We start from the raw sequence: 21080 nt of genomic DNA, 5'->3' as shown, positions 1-21080 counted from the left end.
GGGATTATCATGAAAACACGAGGGATTATAAGTCGAAGTGGCGAGATTACAGAAGAAACTCGCGGGATTTTCAAGTCGAACTGGTGGGATGATTAAGAAAACTCGTGCGATTACAAATTACAGGATTATTAGGTAGAACCCGCGGGATTAAGAAATGATCCCATTGTAATTTTATGAAAACCCTTTGGAATCCATATAAAAAGGGAGATAATCGTTTTCCTATAAGATTTATGGAGATAAGCCAACTCTTAACGGAAAAGCTCACACTCAATCGAAAAAGCGAAAAATCCCTCGAATGAGCCAAAACAAAATTCTAAATGGTAGAAAAAGTAGTTCTGGAACAAACCAACAAACATCCGAAATGAAATCCCAAAAGGTATACTTATTGTTGTTTTTGTTCATTTTATCTCTTATGTTTTGCATTCTTTTACGTAAACCCATCGTGACCACCTGTTTTCTTTTTACTATTCATACTGATCATTATGAAAAAAAATTTCATAATAATAACTAAAATCTAACTCATTATGACGAAAAGCCGTTTGGAAAGATAAAAATTGAAACCTAAAATCGTCAAATAATATTTTGTGTTCATCTTCAAAATCAAAGGTTGAAAGGAAAGCGGAAAGTACATCTTCACTAAGATCGGTAAAGATTCCAGTGATATCGATCATTTTTGAAAATCTTTTATACAAAAAATCATAACCATGCTCTTGAAAGCATTCTTTTACTTCAAGTAGTTCCAAATTTAATCACCCTTTATATAGTAAACTAGTTTTGTTATTCTTATATCAAGTATTACCCCAAAAAAGGAAATCAAATAATAAAAAAATGCAGGCTCTCAAAAAAAGAAAGCCTGCATTTTTGTAGTCAAAATTATTTATAAAGCTCATCAACTTGTGCTTGAAGTTCTTTGTTTTCCAAATACTCATCATAGGTCATTTGTTTATCAATGATGCCGTTCGGAGTAATTTCGATAATGCGGTTTGCAATCGTCTGCACGAACTGATGATCGTGAGAAGCAAAAATCATAGAACCTTTAAAGCTGATTAATCCGTTGTTTAAGGCAGTAATGGATTCAAGGTCTAAGTGGTTCGTCGGCTCATCCAAAAGCAACACGTTCGCTCCGCTTAGCATCATTTTTGAAAGCATACAGCGAACCTTTTCACCCCCTGAGAGAACACTTGCTTTTTTCAAGACTTCTTCACCGGAGAAAAGCATTCTGCCAAGGAAACCTCTTAGGAAGCTTTCGCTATCATCTTTAGGTGAGTATTGTCTTAACCAATCCACTAAGTTTAAATCACAGCCTTCAAAATACTCTGAGTTATCTTTAGGGAAATAGGCTTGGGAGGTTGTTACACCCCATTTAAATGTTCCGCTGTCAGGTTCCATTTCACCAGCTAAAATTTTGAAAAGTGTAGTTTTTGCTAGCTCATTTCGACCGACAAGAGCAATTTTATCCCCTTTGTTCATAATAAAGCTAACGTTATCTAGTACCTTTTCACCGTCAATGGTTTTTGTCAAACCTTCTACTCGTAATAAATCATTCCCAATTTCCCGGTCAGGTGTAAAATTCACATAAGGATAGCGGCGAGAAGAAGGTTGTATATCTTCAAGCGTGATTTTTTCTAACAGCTTTTTTCTAGAAGTTGCTTGCTTGGACTTTGAGGCATTGGCACTAAAGCGAGCAATAAAGTTTTGAAGTTCTTTTATTTTTTCTTCTTTTTTCTTGTTTGCTTCCTGTGCTAGTTTAAGTGCAAGCTGGCTGGACTCATACCAGAAATCATAGTTCCCAACATAAATTTTAATTTTTCCAAAGTCCAGGTCTGCTATATGCGTACAAACTTTGTTTAAAAAGTGACGGTCGTGGGATACGACAATCACAGTGTTTTCAAAGTTGATTAAAAATTCTTCTAGCCATTGGATTGCTTTTAAGTCTAAATGGTTAGTCGGCTCGTCTAAAAGAAGAACATCCGGCTTGCCGAATAAAGCCTGGGCAAGTAACACTTTTACTTTTTCAGCGCCCGTTAAATCCGCCATTTTCTTATGGTGGAGATCTTCTGAAATACCAAGGCCTTTTAAAAGAATGGCTGCTTCTGATTCAGCTTCCCAGCCATTCAATTCAGCAAATTCTCCTTCAAGCTCAGCAGCACGAATACCGTCCTCGTCTGAGAAGTCTGGCTTCATATAGATTGCATCCTTCTCTTTCATAATGTCATAAAGACGTTGGTGCCCCATAATCACAACTTCTAGCACTTCATGCTCTTCGTATTCAAAGTGGTTTTGTTTTAATACGGCAAGTCGCTCGTTTGGACCCATGGTCACATCTCCGGTTTGAGGTTCAATTTCACCGGATAAAATTTTGAGAAAAGTAGACTTTCCTGCACCGTTTGCGCCAATTAAGCCGTAGCAATTGCCCGGTGTGAATTTTATATTTACATCTTCAAAAAGCTTACGATCTCCATAGCGTAAGCTAACGTTTGTAACAGTAATCATAAGTTAAATCCTCCACATTCTATATTCACCGTATTATATCATGGAATGGTTTAGATAAAAACCAGCAACCTAAGCATTCTTCAAGTGCTACTGATTTCCAAGAAATTACCAGTGAATATTGAAACTTTTTTTATTATTCAATCGTTTAATATAATAGAAGAAAGGGAAAGGAAGAGGGGAAGATATGAAAAGGTACATTTTTCTTTTAATTCTTGTATGTTTGTCATTATTTTCATCTTCCTGCTCATCGAATGCCAGTCAAATCAATCAAGAGAATATGAGAATTATAGATGAAAATTTAATGCTGAAGGAAAAAATGGCGGAACTAGAAATGAAGCTTGAACAACTCCAAGAAGAGATGATCGATACAGAAATAATCCAAAATCAAATCTCTAATGTATTCAAATGTCTTGTTCAAAAAGATTTTAAGCAAGCGAAAGAAAGCTTTTCTGAAGGGGTCGAAATTACACAACAGGAAATTATTTTTGGAAATGGAACTACATTTGATCATCGTATTTTCCATGATCAACAAGTCTTTTTAGGAAAACCGATTGATTGTACGATTGAAAGAAAGGTTGGCTGTGTAACCTATGAGGTATACAATAATAAAGGAGTTCATTATGATGTTACATTTCTCGTGCAAGAACAAGATAATGCCTGGAAAATAAGCGGTATGACCTTTGCACCAACTATTTCACCTGACATGAAAAAAATGAGGGATTAATAAATAGGTTCATCCAATAGCAATGAAAAATATTGCTTTTAGATGAACCCTTGCTTTATAAATTCTTCTAGTTTCCTCGCAAAATGAATCTCCATTCTTTAGCGCTTGAATGCCAGCCTCTTGAATCGGAAAGAATACACCATAATCTAAATTGGATTTGAACTGCTGCAGCGCTTGAATGATTTTTTCATTTCCCGATGCATACCCGATCCGACAACCAGCGATACTGAAGCTTTTGGAAAGGGAATTCATTTCGATCCCAACTTCCTTTGCCCCTTCAATCGATAGAAAGCTAATAGGTGGCTCATCACCGTAATACAACTCTGAATAAGCAAAATCATGCAAAATGACAATCGAGTATTATTTTGCAAAAGCAATAGCCTCTTGAAAAAGTTCGCGAGTAGCGATTGCAGGTATTGGGTTTCCAGGGAAGTTAAGAATCATTAATTTTGATTGTCTAGCAACTGGAAGGTTTTGTTAATCGATGAAAACATATAAAAGAAATAAAATCAGAATTCGAGATAGTCAAATCCTATACAAGTCAATCAATACGTGTTACAGTTATAAGCAGTGTGTTTGATTGGAGGATAGAATCATGACAATTTTAGAGGCTGGAACAGTAGAGGAATTACTCGTTGACCGGCAAACAGAGTTTGGCTATTTCTTAACGAACAGAAATATGGACGTACTTTTGCATAATAACGAAATAAATGGAAGTATAGAGATTGGTGATTGGATCAAGGTATTTCTTTATCATGACAAACAAGGCCGTCTTGCAGCCACGATGACCATCCCAAAAATCACAAAAGAAACATACGGCTGGGCAGAAGTAATGGGGTCTAGGAAAGAGCTTGGTGTATTTGTAAATATCGGTATTGCCAAGGATATTCTTGTTTCGATTGATGAGCTTCCGCTATTCCCATCTTTATGGCCAAAGGCCGGAGATCGATTGTACGTAACACTCACTACAGATAAAAGAGGAAGATTACTTGCTAAGTTAGCAACTGAAGATGTAATAACGGATATTTCTAAAAAGCCGGTTGAAAAACTATTTAATGCAATCCTCACTGGAACAGTTTACAAGGTGAAAAAAGTGGGTACATATGTTATTACGGAAGAAGGATACCGCTGCTTCATTCACGAAAGTCAAAGGAAGGAGGAACCTCGTTTAGGTCAGCTGGTGACAGGAAGGGTCATCGATCAAAAACCAGATGGAAGCTTAAATCTTTCCTTGCTTCCTTTCAGCAAGGAGCAAATCGATGTAGATGCACAAGTCATCTATGATTATATGGAAGCGCGTAACGGTGCCATGCCTTTTAGTGATAAGAGTGATCCAGAAGATATTCGGGCTCGCTTTAATATGAGCAAGGCTGCCTTTAAGCGTGCTTTAGGGAGATTAATGAAAGAAAACAAGGTATATCAAGAAGATGGCTGGACATATCGAGCAGATCGAAACTAAAAGTCTATAAATAAATAATCAAAAAGGGTGAACCTTTGTAACGTACGTAACACAGGTTCACCTTTTTTCATAAGAATCATTTGGGGATGATTATCAATAATCAACCTGATTCCTTTATTTAAATAAATAAATAAAATGCTCAATTGTAACATATGCTATCTCTATGGGAAAAGTTTCAACAATTGAAGGAGGCTTCTAATGTATTTTTCTAAAAAAAATCAACAAGAAGAAGTGATTATTGAAGATACAGTTGTTTACTCCTGCGTTTCAGACATGTGTAATGGCTGGATGAGAAAGGATTTTGCAATGGATCCGTATCTTTGCCCGTTTTGCGGAAGTGAAATGCATCAAGAAGTCAGAGAGCTACCGAAAATTAAATAATACATAATTAAAGGGTGGCTGTATTTCTGTGAATAAGCCACCCTTCGTATTCTATCCAAAGGCTTTTATGAATGTATAAAAACAAATAAAATTAATACAGCAAAGTGGCTAATAATAAACCAATACCAACTGCTCCGATCGTAGCGACTAGACCTGGAATCATAAAGCTATGATTTAAAATATATTTTCCGATACGAGTTGTTCCTGTTCTGTCAAAATTGATGGCAGCTACAATTGTTCCGTAATTCGGAATGAAAAAATACCCGTTTACTGCCGGAAACATAGCAATTAACATCATTGGTGAAATTCCGAGAGCAATTCCAAGCGGCATTAACGCACGTACAGTAGCTGCTTGACTGTATAGTAGAATAGATAAAACAAATAAAGCTAAAGCAAAAAGCCAAGGAGCAGCAGTTACCATATCCATAATGGAGCCTTGAATGGTTTCCATGTTTCCATTAATGAAAGTATCCCCCATCCAAGCAATTCCAAAGATCGCAACAATAGCAGTTGCTCCTGCTTTAAACACACTTCCAGATGTAATATCTTCAATAGAAGGTTTACATACAAGGATGATTAGAGCAGAAACAGATAGCATGATGATTTCTATCACTTGTGGCATAGATAATCGAACGAATTCTCCGTCAACATTCCAACCAGGTCGTAAGGATTCAAAAGATCCGAGAATAACTACAGCGAGTGTTGCTAATAAAAATAGCCAAACAGATCGTTTTGAATGAGAATCGACTTTCTTTTCAACCATGGTTACTTGCGTGTCAAATCCTGCTTGAAGTCTTCTTAAATATTCCTCGTCTTCATCCAATTCTTTCCCCATTTTACTAGCTACAAATGCACCGATCATACAAGCAATAAAAGTAGAGGGGATACAGATCATTAAAATGTTTAGTAAACTAATTTTATAATCGGAAAGCAGTGCTACCATTGCAACTGTTGCTGCCGATATCGGACTAGCCGTAATTGCTTGCTGGGAAGCGATTACTGCAATGGATAGTGGTCTTTCAGGTCTAATGCGAGATTCCCTAGCAACCTCTGCAATGACGGGAAGCACGGAATATGCGACGTGACCAGTCCCTGCACAAAGTGTAAACAAATAGGTAACGATCGGTGCGACAAACGTTATGTTTTTTGGATTTTTTCTTAACGCTTTTTCTGCTAAAGAAACCAAATAATCCATGCCACCAGCAGCTTGTAATGAACCAGCAGCGGTTATGACGGCAAGAATCATTAATAAGACGTCAATAGGCGGGGAGGTTGGCTGTAAGCCGAATACAAATACAAATATCGAAAGCCCTACTCCACCCATGACACCAAGGCCAACACCCCCAATTCTTGCACCGATAAAAATACATGACAGTAATATCAAAAATTGAATAAAAAACATGATGTCCCTCCAACATAAATGACATAACCAAGCTGAAATTATAGCAGAATGTTTGTATTTTGTGCTTCATTTCACTAAATATCCAAAATGCCTTTATTTTTCAATAATTAAAAAAATAAAGGAGGTCAAGCACGTTATTTGACTATAGCTCTCCCATTATGTAGCATGTAAACGTTATTTATTTTCACTTCGAGATATTTTGTAGGAGGACAACATGACTAACTTAGAAAAAGTAATAGAAGCTAGACGTTCTGTTAAGGTTTTTGATCCTGAGGTAACGATATCGAAAGAAGAATTGACTAAAATCCTTGAACTAGCTGGGAAGGCGCCATCTGCTTGGAATTTACAGCACTGGCATTTTGCCGTCTTTGCAAATAAAGAGGTTCAAGAAAAATTGCTGCCAATTGCCTATAATCAAATACAAGTAAAAGATGCTTCAGCTGTCATAGCGGTGCTAGGAGACTTAGAAGCAGATAAAAAAGTTGACAGTGTGTTTGGACCAGCTGTGGAGGCTGGAATGATGAAGCCTGAAATAAAAGAAGTACTGAATAATCAAATTAAAGGTGCATACCAAGACAAAGAATATGCAAAATTGGCAGCATATAGTAATGCCTCTTTGGCGGCTATGCAATTCATGTTAGTTGCTCAGGAAAGAGGTTGGGATACATGTCCAATTGGTGGATTTAATGTACAACAATTTATTGAAACATTTAAGATTGATGCAAGATATACGCCAGTTATGCTTATTGCATTAGGAAAACAAAAGCAGCCTGGACGACCTTCAGGAAGACTTCCGATATCTGAATTAACTACTTGGTATTAATCATTGCAAGGCTCGAAAATACTACTTTCGAGCCTTTTTTATCACTAAAATCCAACTATATGACTGAATAATGATGATTAAATATTCAGACGATTTGTAAGCGTACTGTTAAACAGATGTTACGTTTGTAAATGATTTATAATCTCCCTGTTCTTTGTATTTTCGTTTTTCGTGATATCATAATCTCCGTTAGCTCTAAACAAGCTAATGAGGAGGTTAGACTTATATGAAAAAATCTATGCTTTCTATAATTGCAGCTACTGCCTTAATCATAACAGAAGGTGTACATGCTCATGCTGAAGAAGTGATCGTAAAAAAAGGGGATACACTTTGGAGCATTTCACAAAAACACGGAGTTACAGTAGATGATCTAAAAGAGTGGAATGACTTAATTTCAGATATTATATACCCGGATCAATCCTTAACGATTTCTCCAGAAGAAAATTATAAAGTTGTTTCAGGTGATTCATTGTGGGAAATTGGGGAAAAATATGGTGTAACAGTAAATCAACTAAAAGAATGGAACAAATTATCAGATGATAAAATTTTTCCCGATCAAGAATTAGTGATATTGAAAGACGTGAAAGAAACACCGAAATTTAATACTCCTACGGAAACGCCAATAAAACAACAGCCTTCTGTGGAAACAACAAATAAAGTAGAAAAATCTAATAATGTGTCAAAAAGCGAAGCAACGAATAAGAATGAAAAATCGGATGTTGTGACGAAAAGCAAACCAACGATTGAGGAACAAAAATCTGATGAAGTGGCAAAAGAACTCACAGTAACAGCTACAGCCTACACTGCAAACTGTGAAGGCTGTTCTGGAACAACTGCAACAGGCGTTGATTTAAAAGCAAATCCAGATGCCAAAGTTATTGCTGTTGATCCAAATGTGATTCCGCTAGGTTCAAAAGTATATGTTGAAGGATATGGGTATGCAACAGCAGAAGATACTGGCGGTGCCATTAAAGGGAACAAAATTGACGTGTTTATCCCGTCAAAAGATGATGCATTAGAATGGGGTAGAAAACAAGTAACTGTTAAAGTATTAAATGAATAGATCGTAAGATAAAAGGTGGCGCATATATTTTCGCCACCTTTTTTGTCTAGGTTTTGGAGAGATGCTAGTAAAAAGTATGAATAAATAGAGAATGGGTATATTAAAAGAAAACAAAAAAGGGTGAAAATGATATGTTGTGGACCTTAATAGGGATTTTACTCGTTATTTGGATACTGGGTATTATGTTTAAAATTGCTGGTGGATTGATTCATATCTTTTTAATAATTGCTGGAATCCTTTTCATTGTAAATGTTTTTAAAAGAAGAAAGTAGATGAGATCGTTATGGTTTGGCTTAATACCTCTAAAATAAGTAACTGGCTGCTTCCTTAGGAAAGCTGCCAGTTATTTTTTTTGTCTTTTTACAATTATGGTATCTAGTAAAAATCCACATATATCAAGGCTATATGATTATTTTTTAAAATTTTTAGAATTTTTTACAAAAAAGTCGTGACAATTAAACGGACTTTGTTATACAATACAAACATGAATTGAATACCTGTATTATAACATTGGGATTTGTTAAAAGGAGGATACTTAATGAGACAAGAACAAGCAAGACAGTTAGAAGAAATGTGGAAAACAGATGAGCGCTGGAAAGGTATAACTCGCCCATATAGTGGAGAGGATGTTGTTCGATTAAGAGGTTCTGTTCAAATTGAGCATACATTGGCACGCCGCGGAGCAGAAAAGCTATGGAATTTGCTTCATACAGAGGATTATATTAACGCACTTGGAGCATTGACAGGAAATCAAGCTATGCAACAAGTTAAAGCAGGCCTTAAAGCAATCTACTTAAGTGGATGGCAAGTTGCAGCTGATGCTAACCTTTCTGGACATATGTATCCTGACCAAAGTTTGTATCCAGCTAATAGTGTACCTCAAGTAGTAAAACGAATTAACCAAGCTCTTCAAAGAGCAGATCAAATCTACCATATGGAAGGAAAAAATGACATCGATTGGTTTGCTCCGATTGTTGCAGATGCAGAGGCAGGATTCGGTGGACAATTAAATGTTTTCGAGCTGATGAAAGGTATGATTGAAGCTGGAGCAGCCGGCGTTCACTTTGAAGATCAGCTTTCCTCAGAGAAAAAATGCGGACATCTTGGCGGAAAAGTTCTTCTTCCAACACAAACAGCAGTACGCAATTTGATTGCTGCTCGGTTAGCAGCAGACGTAATGGGTGTACCAACTGTATTAGTTGCTCGTACTGATGCAAATGCTGCTGATTTAATTACAAGTGATGTGGATCCATATGATGCACCTTTCATTACAGGTGAAAGAACATCTGAAGGATTCTTCCGTACAAAAGCAGGATTAGATCAAGCAATTGCTAGAGGCTTAGCATATGCACCATATGCAGATCTCATCTGGTGTGAAACATCGGAGCCTAATATTGAAGAGGCTCGCCGCTTTGCTGAAGCGATTCACGAAAAATTCCCTGGTAAACTGTTAGCATATAATTGTTCACCATCCTTCAACTGGAAAGCGAAATTGGATGATGAAACAATCGCTAATTTCCAAAAGGAACTAGGAAAAATGGGTTATAAATTCCAATTCGTAACACTTGCTGGATTCCATTCGTTGAATCACAGTATGTTCGAGCTTGCTCGTCAATATAAAGATCGTGGAATGGCAGCATATTCCGAGCTTCAACAAGCTGAATTTGCAAGCGAAGTATATGGATATACAGCTACAAGACATCAACGTGAGGTAGGAACCGGTTACTTTGATGAAGTAGCTCAAGTAGTAACAGGAGGACAATCCTCAACTACCGCTTTAAAGGGATCAACGGAAGCTGAACAATTTACAACTGCAAAATAATCAATCCCAACATTTCTGTCTATCACTCAGTCTCAGGAACAGATCATTAAAGGAGAGCACATTATGAAATCAGAAAAAGTGAAAATGAAAGAATTCATAAGAGCTGGTCAAATGCGAAAATGCCCTGAGTGCGGTGAAAAAATTCACGAATATTCTGGGTGGTATATAATGGAATGTGACCGTTGCTTATCTAAAAGACCAGATTAATCAGCAAAAAAATCCCCGCTAAATTTAGTGGGGATTTTTGCCGTTTTATTAGACTCATATGATGAACCAAGAAGGGAAATGATACATATAAAAATTAGTGAGAAAAAGGAGTGAGAAGTTTGGAAGATTTCAAGGTTCATGAGTATTTACTGCAAGGAATACACGGGAAAAAAGAAACAAATCCGGAGGAAAGAAAGAAGTTCCTAGGTACGATTCGAGAAAGAATTGTGTTCGTTCTAACACAAGCCCAAGTGATGAAAGATGAGATTATACCGAAAGCAGAGGCAATTATACAAGAAAACTCTAAGGCTCACCTCTATTTAAATGGAAATATTCGATATTCTTATCTTTCAAAGTATATAGCTCTGGCCTCAAAATTTAATATGGATCATACCATTGTTACAAATAAAGAGTATCATTCTGACATTGGGCTTGTATTAGCATACGACCATGCAATCGATCGAGAAGAAATTTATATAAAGGAACCGAAACAAAATATTCAAAAAATTGCTGTCGAAAAAGACAAAGGATTTTTAATTGCACTTAAAAAGATATTTAATAAAAAATGAGGCGTTCCTATTGAAACGCCTTATTTTACTTGATTAAAACCTAAGTTGTTAAAACGCCCAGTTTCCGTTTCTGAATACGGGCTCTGCCTTACCGTCCTCGTTAACTCCGTCAATATCCATTTCCTGTGAACCAATCATAAAATCCACATGTGTAATGCTTTGGTTTAAACCGTGTTGTTTAAGCTGATCAGGTGACATAGCTTTTCCGCCTTCTAAGCAGAATGCATACGCACTTCCAATCGCCAAGTGGTTCGATGCGTTTTCATCAAACAAAGTATTGTAAAATAACACTTTAGTATTAGAGATTGGTGAGTCATAAGGGACGAGTGCTACTTCCCCTAAATAATGGGAACCTTCGTCTGTTTCAATTAGATTTTTCAATACATCTTCACCAACTTCAGCTTGAACGTCAACAATACGACCGTTTTCAAATGTGAGCTTAAATTTGTCTATAATATTTCCTCCATAGCTGAGCGGCATCGTACTTGAAACGACCCCATTGACCCCAGTTTTTAAAGGAACTGTAAACACTTCTTCAGTCGGCATATTCGCCATAAACTCATGACCTTTTTCGTTGACACTTCCAGCACCAACCCATATATGACCTTTTGGAAGTTCAATCGTCAAATCTGTACCGGGAGCTTTATAATGCAATTTATGATATTTCTTTTCATTCAAATAGTGAACTTTTTTATGTAAATTCTCGTCATGTTTTTTCCAGGCCTCGATAGGATTTTCTTCGGTTATACGTGTTGCTTGGAAAATCGCATCCCAAAGCTTACTAACTCGCTCTTCTTTTGGAACAGTTGGAAATACCATGTCTGCCCATGCCTGAGAAGGTGCTGCAAGAACAGTCCAGCTTACTTTATCTGATTGAATCATTTGACGATATTCATTTAAAGCAGTACCGGCAGCTTTTTGGAAATTAGCAATTCTTTCGCTTTTGACTCCTTTTAAAAGATAAGGGCTTGAGGAAACAATGCTCATAAAAGCAGCCCCATTTTTAGCTAGCTCAATCATCTCTTTAGCACGCCATTTTGGAAATTCTGTAAATACCTCATCAGGTGCTAATTCATATTTGATTCGACTCACTATATCGTCCGTCCAGTTTATGATTACATTTCTTGCTCCACATTCGTAAGCTTTTTTCGTTACTAAACGAACTAATTCTGCTGCATCAATGGTTGCATTGACGACTAGCGTTTGCCCTTTTTGGACGTTGACACCCACTTTTACAGCGAGTTCAGCATATTTGTCTAAGTTCTTTAGAAAATCGCTCATGGTATGATTCTCCTTTTACATAATGTTCTTATATTTTATCTAGAATTCTCTGAAAAATAAACATTTTTAAAGATAATCAATATGTAATATAAGGGATTAAAGCAACCCTAATCCAAGCTTTCAAGCAAGTGATAGAGATGGTATGATAATTGAATAGTGCTCGTAGCAAAGGCTTACATATAAATCGGTTTACAGTAGCGCAAACCAATGGGAGGTACGAACATGACGAAAAAATTATTTTATATAGATCCGTATCTTAAGGAATTCAATGCTAAAGTTCTTGATGTGAAATATGATGAAAACGGAAATCTATATGCCGTACTGGATCAAACGGCATTTTATCCAACGGGAGGAGGTCAGCCTCACGACATCGGAACAATCGGAAACGTTAAAGTAACAGATGTACAAGAAATAAACGGGGAAATTCGCCATTACATAGAAGCACCAGTTTCTTTAGAAGCTTTTGTCTGTAAAATCGATTGGAATAGAAGATTTGATCATATGCAGCAGCATGCTGGACAGCACATATTAACTGCAGCATTTGAAGAAATATTCGGATTAAAAACAGTAAGCTTCCACCTCGGAAAAGAACTGTGTACGATTGATCTTGCAGCTTCAGATCTAACAGAGGAACAGACTATGAAGGTTGAGAAGCGAGCGAATGATGTGATATTACAAAACAAACCAATCAATACAAAATGGGTGACGAAAGAAGAATTGTCTAGCTACTCTCTTCGGAAAGAAACATCGGTCAAGGAGAATATCCGCTTAGTCATCATCCCTGACTTTGATTACAATGGCTGTGGCGGAACCCATCCGAAATCAACAGGAGAGGTCGCAAGTATTAAGATCTTAAGCTGGGAAAAACAAAGAAATCATATCCGAGTTTCTTTCGTTTGTGGAAACAGAGTACTTTCCCAGCTCCATGAAAAACAGCGGATTTTGACATCGTTAAACCCATTACTAAATGCTCCCCAAAACGGACTTGAGCATGCAGTAAAACAACTTCTCGACAAAGAAAAAAGCTTAATAAAAGAATTAGAAAACTTGAAAGAAAAACTAATACAACAGGAAGCAGAGGAATTAATAAGCCAAGGATCCGAACAAAATTTGATTACTGCTATTTATTATGATAAAAACATGCAGGAATTGCAAAAGCTCGCAAGAATAATAGCTGAAAAAGGAGAGAACCTTGTATTTTTATTGGTTAATGAATCAGAGGAGCAATTGCAAATTGTATGTGGAAAAGGGAAAAATGGAGAGGTGAGTGCAAAGGAATGGATTGCAATCATTCTTCCTCTTATAAATGGAAAAGGCGGCGGAAACGAATTCTTAGCTCAAGGTGGAGGAGCTAAGCATATGAGAGGAGAAGAGCTTGTTGAAAAAGCCCTCACTTGTCTTGAGAGCTTTGTAAATCCTCATCAAAATACTGTATAATACTTTGGGTTGCCTTATTCAAAAACCGTTTGCAACTACTAGATAAAATTCGTAGCTTCTTATTAACAATACGTATGAAAAATTGTATGATAGAGGCTATGGAATAGTAATCAATACATAATGAAAAGGAGCGAATAAAAATGGAAAAGGTATTTGTTTTTGGACATAAAAATCCAGACACTGATTCTATTTGTTCTGCGATCGCTTATGCTGAATTAAAAAAGCAGCTTGGAATGGAGGCTGAACCAATCCGTCTCGGTGAAGTGAATGCAGAAACACAATATGCCCTAGACACATTCAATGCACAAGTGCCTCGTTTAGTGCAAACTGTTTCAAATGAAGTAAAGCAAGTTATTTTAGTGGACCATAACGAGCGCCAGCAAAGTGCGGATGATATTGACAAAGTTCGTGTACTTGAAGTAATTGACCATCACCGAATTGCAAATTTCGAAACAAGTGATCCTTTGTACTATCGTGCAGAGCCAGTTGGCTGTACGGCAACGATACTTAAAAAGCTCTATAAGGAAAATGGAGTGGAAATTAAGAAAAATATTGCAGGATTAATGCTATCTGCTATTATTTCTGATTCTTTACTGTTTAAATCACCTACTTGCACGCAAGAAGATATTGATGCTGCAAAGGAGCTTGCGGAAATTGCAGGTGTAGATGCTGAAAGCTACGGATTAGACATGTTAAAAGCTGGTGCAAACCTAGCGGATAAGACTGTAAAAGAATTAATCTCATTGGATGCCAAGGAATTTCCAATGGGTGATAGCAAGGTTGAGATTGCTCAGGTTAATGCCATTGATGTGAACGATGTCCTTTCTCGTCAAGCCGAACTTGAAGAGGTCATTCAGAATGTTATTAACGAAAAAGGACTAGACCTTTTTGTCTTAGTCGTAACAGATATTCTAAATAGTGACTCAACCGTGTTGGCACTTGGTAATAAAACCGAGGCAGTTGAAGAAGCTTATAACGTAACCTTACAGGACAATAAAGCTCTCTTAAAAGGTGTTGTTTCCCGCAAAAAACAAATTGTCCCTGTATTAACGGACTATTTTACGAATAAAAACTAATCCCATACAAGGGGTTGTCTAAAAGGTCCCTAAAATGAAGCAAGTGGAGAAAAACGATCCGTTTTTCTCCACTTGCTTTTGTGTTATTTGGATTTTTCTTTGAAAGTAGCTGGCGGATGCCTGACTGATTCTTTTTATTTTGGTATTTTTTTAACGTAACCTTTCTTCCATTCGGTCAAAAAAATAATCCTCTTGCTCATGATAGGTCCAGTTTTTCGCGTTTTTGATGCCTTTTTGTATTTGACTGTCTGTTCTTGAATATAGGATCCATATGGAATGAGAAAATCAAATCGGGAAGTGGATGCGTTCTGTTCAATCATTTATTAATCCAGTTTCTTCATTTTTAAAATAAGTCAATAATCTGTATGCTGACTCACTGATTTTTTTGTTTTTATTTTTGGCTGTTTTCGTAAAGTTTGTTACTTTTTTAGTGTAATTTAACGATACTATCTGAGTTGATTGTAGCGGAGGGTACTTGATTCCAGCGGGAATAAGAGGGAAGTGGGAGACCCCACAGGCGGCAACGCCGAGGAGGCTTCCATCCCTCCCCGCGGAAAGCAAGTGCCTGGAGCGGAAATCAACGGGCAAACTTTATAGTCTAAAAACATCATTCTATGTGAAAAGAACTTTATTTTTTATTTTCTGAAAAATACGATATAATATAAACTGTTTTTTTTAAAAAAAGAATAACCAATAATATTATTATGTAAACTTATAATTCAATCCATCATAAATAGATTGCCAGTTCTTTTTAAGAACAAGAGTTCTAGTTTATTTCTCATACAGAATAATATGTTAAAGAATCCATACAAATAAGAAGACTAGCTGTTTTTAAAGGTGGGAGCATATGCCTAATCCATACATTAAGTTTGGTATTCTATGCTGTATGGCTATTATATTATCTTTTATACCCATACATATAAAAAACGAAGACAAACCTGTTCAAGCAAGGGATGAAAAAAATACAATGGAAGAACGTATTGGAGAAGTTTTAAGGGATCAAAGGTTACAAGGTGCAATAGCTGGTATTAGTGTAAGGGCAGCTGATACTGGAGAAGTAATATTTGACCATTTCGGGGATATCAGGCTGAGGCCAGCATCCAATATGAAGTTGCTAACTTCAGCAGCAGCTTTGTCGGTGCTAGGAGAAAATTATCGCTTTAAAACTGAAGTATTAACAGAAGGAATGGTAGTAGGGAATATTTTACAAGGTAACGTTTATTTAAAAGGGAAGGGTGATCCTACACTTTTAAAACAAGACTTTGACACTTTTGCGAAAGAGATCAAGAAAAATGGTATTAGTATGATCCAAGGAGATATCGTAGGAGATGATTCATGGTATGATTCGATCAGGTATTCTGAGGACTTACCATGGTCGGATGAGACGGAATATTACGGAGCCCAGGTATCTGCACTTACAGCATCCCCAAATGAAGATTTTGACGCAGGGACTGTTATTGTGAACATAAAGCCTGGAAAAAAGATCGGTGATTTCGCTCAAGTGTCTTTGCATCCTAAAACTGATTACGTAACGTTAGTAAATCGGATCAGAACAAATAATGAACCTGTTTCGGAGGAAGATGAAAGTTATAAAGTGTATCGTGAGCATGGCACAAATACAATTGTGCTTGAAGGTACCGTCTCCATGTCAATAATTAGAGAACGAAAATGGGTTCCTGTATGGGAGCCGAGCTTATTTGCACTTGACTTATTTCGACAATCCTTATTGAAACAAGGCATTGTTCATATAGGCAAAATAAGAATGGGATTCACACCACCAACTGCAAACGTGCTGTATACTCATGAATCGATGCCTTTATCAGAGCTGCTAAATCCATTTATGAAATTAAGTAATAATGGACATGGAGAAATACTTGTTAAAGAAATGGGTAAGAGGATAAAAGGTGAAGGCAGCTGGAAAATGGGACTTGATGTCATGAAGAGTGAGCTCTCACATTTAGGCTTGGATGTGGAAACTATGGTAATACGGGATGGCTCTGGCATTTCACACGTCAACTTAATTCCAGCGAATGAAATTTCAAGGCTACTATTCAATATTCAATCTAAACCGTGGTTTCCTGTCTTTTTAAATTCATTGCCCGTTGGAGGGGTATCCGATCGGAAAATTGGAGGCACCCTTAGGAATAGAATGAATGAAGGAATGAGTAAAGAAAGGACGAGGGCAAAGACAGGTACTATCACAACTGTTACTTCTTTAGCTGGTTATGTAGAAGCGAAAAGTGGAAAAACCCTTATTTTCTCCATCCTTATCAATAATGTTTTAGATGAAGAAGATGCAAAAGAAATAGAAGATCGAATCGTTGAAATCCTGGCTGAATCATAGAGTAACTTTGAGGAAAATATGAGGGGAGAAGGGGAGTATTCAGGCCCATAAAGATTGGTTTTGTCTTTAAAACATTTTCTAAAAGCCCATAATTTCTTTAACAGAAAGATGCTTCTTTAGACATAACCTTTGAACAATTAATTATTTTTTATAATTTTTATGAAAATTTAGTAAATGTACCTTGATACAATGGAAAGCTAGGAGTAAAATTACTTGTATTAACGAAGAGAAAAAACATAAACAGCCAGTGGAGACAAAAATGATCCATTTTCACGTGGCTGTTTAGAAGCTACATGGGCAAGGAGACATAAATATGACAAGACAAATCATTCGTGTAACTCAAAGTACCTCAAAAAAACAAAAGCCAAACCCAGATGAATTGGTTTTTGGAAGAATTTTTACTGATCACATGTTTATCATGGACTACTGTATCGAAAAGGGGTGGCATGATCCGAGAGTCATTCCATTTCAACCTCTTTCATTAGATCCAAGTGCCATGACTTTTCATTACGGACAAACGGTTTTTGAAGGGATGAAAGCATACCGTACAAAAGATGATAAAGTTTTGCTTTTCCGTCCTGAAAAAAATATGCAGCGTTTGAATCAGTCAAACGACCGCTTATGTATCCCACCGATTGATGAGGAACTGGCTATTGAGGCATTGTACACCTTGATTGATATGGATCGAGACTGGATTCCTACTCAAGAAGGTACATCGCTATATATCCGACCTTTTATTATTGCAACCGAGCCGTATCTGGGTGTATCACCTTCTAAACAGTATCAATTTATCATCATTCTTTGTCCAGTAGGGGCTTATTACAAGGAAGGAATCAACCCTGTAAAGATTGCAGTGGAAAGTGAATACGTCAGAGCTGTTAAAGGTGGTACAGGTACTGCAAAAACCGGTGGAAACTACGCGGCAAGCTTAAAGGGACAAGAGATGGCTGCCGAAAAAGGGTGCGCACAAGTGCTCTGGCTGGATGGAGTTGAAAAGAAATACATTGAAGAAGTAGGAAGCATGAATGTGTTTTTCAAAATAAACGGAGAAGTTGTTACCCCAGCTCTTAACGGAAGTATATTGCCTGGTATTACAAGGGATTCGATTATTGCTCTACTAAAACATTGGGGTTTACCGATTTCAGAACGTAGAATTTCAATGGAGGAAGTTGCTCAAGCTTATAAGGATGGAACTCTTGAAGAGGCATTCGGAACAGGAACTGCGGCTGTGATTTCACCGATTGGCGAGTTGATCTGGAACAGCGAAAGCCTTATCATTAATGAAGGAAAAACAGGTGAATTAGCGAAAAAATTATATGATACCTTGACTGGGATCCAAACAGGAAAACTCGAAGACCCATTTGGTTGGGTAAAAGAAGTAAAAGTTCACTCAAAAACCATTTTATAATCGTTTACTAATTTAGATTAGAATGTAGCTTTAGAGATTAATGAGGTAGCCGGGAAGCAATAAGCAATCCCGGCTTTCTTACTGAAAAGATATAAAATCACAATTGAAAATGTAAACATTTTGTGAATAAAATATGAACAAAATAACCTTTTTATGAAGTAAGCTTTTTCATTTCATTGTTAATTGAATAATGATATGATATAGTCTGATTTAATATAAAAGGGAGATGTACTTAGTGGAGAAAAAAGGATACATACAAATGCAAAATGGTGACATAATCGAATTTGAATTATTTCCAAACGAAGCTCCAGGTACGGTTGCAAACTTTGAAAAGCTTGCGAATGAAGGTTTCTATAACGGGCTAACTTTCCATCGTGTAATTCCTGGTTTTGTAAGTCAGGGAGGCTGTCCTTATGGAACAGGTACAGGTGGGCCAGGATATACCATTAAATGTGAAACAGAAGGAAATCCTCACAAACACGAAGCTGGTGCAATTTCTATGGCACATGCTGGGAGAGACACAGGTGGAAGCCAATTTTTCATTGTACATGAGCCACAGCCTCATTTAGATGGTGTACACACAGTATTCGGTAGAGTGACTTCTGGTCTTGACGTAGCTAGAAACATGAAAAATGGGGATGTAATGGAAAAAGTGGTCATCATAAATTCATAATAATAACTTTGGAGTGGATTCAACGATCAATGAATCTGCTCCTTTTTTGTAAACCACCTTAGTTATTTCCTCAAAGAAGAACTTTCAGTTGTTTTTTCTACAAACATGCTGGTTAGACTGCCAATGATTGCACTACCAATCAGGTCAGATGGATAATGATGACCTACCCATATTCGTGAGATTGCTGTTAAAATAGACAAAATCCACATGATCGCACCTAATACACGATCTCTTAGGAAAATGGAAGTTGTGACAGCCGACATAAGTAAAACGTGTTTGCTAATAGAATGAAAGCATGTAGACAAAGTATATTTCACGCACATTCAGACTGAATAGAATGAAGCATTTTATTTTGAGGTGTGTCCATTGAAGAAAATAAAAACTCGATTCCATAATTACGACAATGTTAGTAACAAAAAATCTTTTTCAGATTTATTAAAATGGTCGAAAGAAAGAAGAAGGAAGAAAAAAGATTTAACAATGCAAATTCCACATGCTGACAACAAGGAAATGGACCGAATCAAACAAAATCTTTCTCATTTTTCCATCACATGGATCGGACATTCAACCTTTCTTATTCAAGCAGCAGGTTTAAATATTTTAACAGACCCTGTTTGGGCAAAACGAATGGGATTTCAGAAACGTTTAACAGAGCCGGGGATTCCATTAACACAGCTACCTGAAATTGATATTGTTCTCATTTCTCATGGTCATTACGATCATCTAGATTTTGGAACCATTCGAAATTTGAAGGGAAATATCACGTATTATGTTCCCATGGGATTGAAGAAAACCTTCACGAGAAGAGGATATAAACAAGTGTTGGAAGCGAATTGGTGGGATTCATTCAGTCATAATGGCATACGAATTACCTTTGTTCCTGCCCAGCACTGGACAAGGAGATCCATAAACGACATGAATACTTCACATTGGGGTGGGTGGATTATTGAGTCAGAGAAATCTGTTTATTTTGTGGGGGATACAGGATATTTCAGGGGTTTTAAGGAAATTGGAGAGCGTTTTACTATTGATTATACACTCATGCCTATTGGAGCTTACGAGCCGGAATGGTTTATGGCTGATTCTCACATTAATCCGGAAGATGCAATAAAGGCATTTTTAGAAACGAAGTCAAAAACGATGATTCCGATGCACTATGGTGCTTATCGACTAGCAGATGATACAGGTCCTGAAGCACTTGAACGTATGTATAAGGAATGGGACAGATTGCAGCTTCCTTCTAATAAACTGGCTGTTTTAAAAATAGGAGAGACACTTTGGTGGGAATAGACAAACCTAAAAGAATGCCTAAACATAAAAAGGGGTGTCCAAAATTTGAAAATTTGACTTATTGGACAGCCCTTTTTTCTTAAAATATCGGAATCTATTTCAAAGTAGCCGATACACCGCTTACTCAGATTTTAATTTTTTTACATAATCCTCTACCATTTGAGGTGTTACTAATTTTCTTGATGGCAGGTTTTCAATTTTTTTCGATATTTCGTTCATCTTTTCCGTTACTTCATTGATCAGGTAAGTAGAAAATTCTTGTCCTGATATACAAAGGTGGATGGCTTCTTCGATTCGTTTTTCTCTTTCTTGATCTAGTAAAAGGAACTCTTTGATAAGTTGATTTTGGTTATTAACATGTTGAGTTATAGCTTTATGAACACTCATACCTTATCTCCTTATAAATATTCGTTTTACTAATCATATCAACTTTTTTGATTACATTGAAGATTTTTCTAAAATGATTATTTCCTCTCCAATTCTTAATGTTTTTGCAGTATAATTTTCCTGTGCTATTATATTTTAGAAAGGGCGAATAATCAGAGAGAAGAAAAGAAGTGAGAGTGTTTCATGTTATAGGCTCAAATAAGTCCTTGTAAGGATCTATCATACATATCCATTTAAAAGG

20 protein-coding genes and 2 pseudogenes are annotated in these 21080 nt (G+C 36.7%); 15 read left to right on the top strand and 7 right to left on the bottom strand.

The genetic code is table 11. The features are described 5' to 3' along the window. Positions 1-464: 464 nt before the first annotated feature. The gene (locus tag GD441_RS07135; RefSeq protein ID WP_153125166.1) at positions 465-743 is read right to left on the bottom strand and encodes a hypothetical protein; all 279 of its coding nucleotides are present in this window, start codon (positions 741-743) and stop codon (positions 465-467) included. Positions 744-873: 130 nt separating this feature from the next. Continuing rightward, the gene (locus GD441_RS07130; RefSeq protein WP_153125165.1) at positions 874-2493 is read right to left on the bottom strand and encodes an ABC-F family ATP-binding cassette domain-containing protein; all 1620 of its coding nucleotides are present in this window, start codon (positions 2491-2493) and stop codon (positions 874-876) included. Positions 2494-2677: 184 nt separating this feature from the next. On the opposite strand from GD441_RS07130, the gene GD441_RS07125 reads away from it, so the two are divergent. Further along, a complete protein-coding gene (locus GD441_RS07125) occupies positions 2678-3217 on the top strand; it encodes a hypothetical protein (protein ID WP_153125164.1) in 540 nt (179 codons plus the stop codon). 48 nt (positions 3218-3265) lie between these two features. On the opposite strand, the pseudogene GD441_RS07120 reads toward GD441_RS07125, so the two are convergent. Continuing rightward, a pseudogene (locus GD441_RS07120) lies at positions 3266-3670 on the bottom strand (aminotransferase class I/II-fold pyridoxal phosphate-dependent enzyme); the annotation flags it as partial. A gap of 142 nt (positions 3671-3812) precedes the next feature. Between GD441_RS07120 and GD441_RS07115 the strand changes: the two are divergent. Further along, entirely contained in the window at positions 3813-4676 is an 864-nt protein-coding gene (locus GD441_RS07115) for a CvfB family protein (RefSeq protein WP_153125163.1), read from the top strand. Between the two features lie 198 nt (positions 4677-4874). Then, complete coding sequence (locus GD441_RS07110) at positions 4875-5057, top strand: cold-inducible protein YdjO-related protein (RefSeq protein WP_153125162.1); 183 nt, start codon at positions 4875-4877, stop codon at positions 5055-5057. A 91-nt stretch (positions 5058-5148) separates the two neighbouring features. On the opposite strand, the gene GD441_RS07105 is transcribed toward GD441_RS07110, so the two are convergent. After that, positions 5149-6459 carry an anaerobic C4-dicarboxylate transporter family protein gene (locus GD441_RS07105; RefSeq protein ID WP_153125161.1) on the bottom strand — a complete coding sequence of 437 codons (1311 nt, stop codon included), beginning with the start codon at positions 6457-6459 and terminating at the stop codon, positions 5149-5151. Between the two features lie 214 nt (positions 6460-6673). On the opposite strand from GD441_RS07105, the gene GD441_RS07100 reads away from it, so the two are divergent. From GD441_RS07100 to GD441_RS07075, 6 genes are all read left to right on the top strand, one after another. Continuing rightward, entirely contained in the window at positions 6674-7282 is a 609-nt protein-coding gene (locus GD441_RS07100; protein WP_153125160.1) for a nitroreductase family protein, read from the top strand. 226 nt (positions 7283-7508) lie between these two features. Next, complete coding sequence (locus GD441_RS07095; protein WP_153125159.1) at positions 7509-8345, top strand: LysM peptidoglycan-binding and 3D domain-containing protein; 837 nt, start codon at positions 7509-7511, stop codon at positions 8343-8345. A 131-nt stretch (positions 8346-8476) separates the two neighbouring features. Next, positions 8477-8617 (top strand): lmo0937 family membrane protein, encoded by a 141-nt coding sequence (locus GD441_RS07090; protein WP_153125158.1) that lies wholly within the window; start codon positions 8477-8479, stop codon positions 8615-8617. 266 nt (positions 8618-8883) lie between these two features. After that, positions 8884-10167, top strand: a complete 1284-nt coding sequence (aceA, locus tag GD441_RS07085; RefSeq protein ID WP_153125157.1) for an isocitrate lyase — start codon at positions 8884-8886, stop codon at positions 10165-10167. A gap of 63 nt (positions 10168-10230) precedes the next feature. Further along, positions 10231-10374, top strand: a complete 144-nt coding sequence (yhfH, locus tag GD441_RS07080) for a protein YhfH (RefSeq protein WP_420849663.1) — start codon at positions 10231-10233, stop codon at positions 10372-10374. Positions 10375-10484: 110 nt separating this feature from the next. Then, positions 10485-10943: a YueI family protein gene (locus tag GD441_RS07075; RefSeq protein ID WP_420849662.1), complete on the top strand. Its 459-nt coding sequence runs from the start codon at positions 10485-10487 to the stop codon at positions 10941-10943. Between the two features lie 48 nt (positions 10944-10991). Here GD441_RS07075 and GD441_RS07070 read toward each other — a convergent pair whose 3' ends face one another. Then, positions 10992-12224, bottom strand: a complete 1233-nt coding sequence (locus GD441_RS07070) for an aminopeptidase (protein ID WP_153125154.1) — start codon at positions 12222-12224, stop codon at positions 10992-10994. Positions 12225-12446: 222 nt separating this feature from the next. Here GD441_RS07070 and GD441_RS07065 point away from each other — a divergent pair, with 222 nt between their 5' ends. The 5 genes from GD441_RS07065 (at position 12447) to GD441_RS07045 (ending at position 19162) form a co-directional block, all read left to right on the top strand. Continuing rightward, a complete protein-coding gene (locus tag GD441_RS07065) occupies positions 12447-13661 on the top strand; it encodes an alanyl-tRNA editing protein (RefSeq protein WP_153125152.1) in 1215 nt (404 codons plus the stop codon). 140 nt (positions 13662-13801) lie between these two features. Next, positions 13802-14737, top strand: coding sequence for a manganese-dependent inorganic pyrophosphatase (locus GD441_RS07060; protein ID WP_153125150.1), 936 nt, complete (start codon positions 13802-13804; stop codon positions 14735-14737). An 862-nt stretch (positions 14738-15599) separates the two neighbouring features. Next, complete coding sequence (gene dacB, locus GD441_RS07055) at positions 15600-17081, top strand: D-alanyl-D-alanine carboxypeptidase/D-alanyl-D-alanine endopeptidase (RefSeq protein WP_420849665.1); 1482 nt, start codon at positions 15600-15602, stop codon at positions 17079-17081. A 313-nt stretch (positions 17082-17394) separates the two neighbouring features. Then, complete coding sequence (locus tag GD441_RS07050; protein ID WP_153125146.1) at positions 17395-18489, top strand: branched-chain amino acid aminotransferase; 1095 nt, start codon at positions 17395-17397, stop codon at positions 18487-18489. A 259-nt stretch (positions 18490-18748) separates the two neighbouring features. Then, on the top strand, positions 18749-19162 hold the full coding sequence (locus tag GD441_RS07045; protein ID WP_191992120.1) for a peptidylprolyl isomerase: 414 nt from the start codon (positions 18749-18751) through the stop codon (positions 19160-19162). A gap of 62 nt (positions 19163-19224) precedes the next feature. On the opposite strand, the pseudogene GD441_RS07040 reads toward GD441_RS07045, so the two are convergent. After that, positions 19225-19443 (bottom strand): annotated as a pseudogene (locus GD441_RS07040) (phosphatase PAP2 family protein); the annotation flags it as partial. A gap of 94 nt (positions 19444-19537) precedes the next feature. Here GD441_RS07040 and GD441_RS07035 point away from each other — a divergent pair. Beyond that, positions 19538-20452: an MBL fold metallo-hydrolase gene (locus GD441_RS07035; RefSeq protein WP_420849664.1), complete on the top strand. Its 915-nt coding sequence runs from the start codon at positions 19538-19540 to the stop codon at positions 20450-20452. A 120-nt stretch (positions 20453-20572) separates the two neighbouring features. Here the strand turns inward: GD441_RS07035 and GD441_RS07030 are convergent, their stop codons facing one another. Then, complete coding sequence (locus GD441_RS07030) at positions 20573-20839, bottom strand: DUF2533 family protein (RefSeq protein WP_153125140.1); 267 nt, start codon at positions 20837-20839, stop codon at positions 20573-20575. Between the last annotated feature and the right edge of the window lie 241 nt (positions 20840-21080).

The organism is Peribacillus tepidiphilus (assembly GCF_009466385.1).
In the GTDB taxonomy this organism is placed as follows: domain Bacteria; phylum Bacillota; class Bacilli; order Bacillales; family DSM-1321; genus Bacillus_BN; species Bacillus_BN tepidiphilus.
This window is presented reverse-complemented; position numbering and strand designations above follow the sequence as displayed.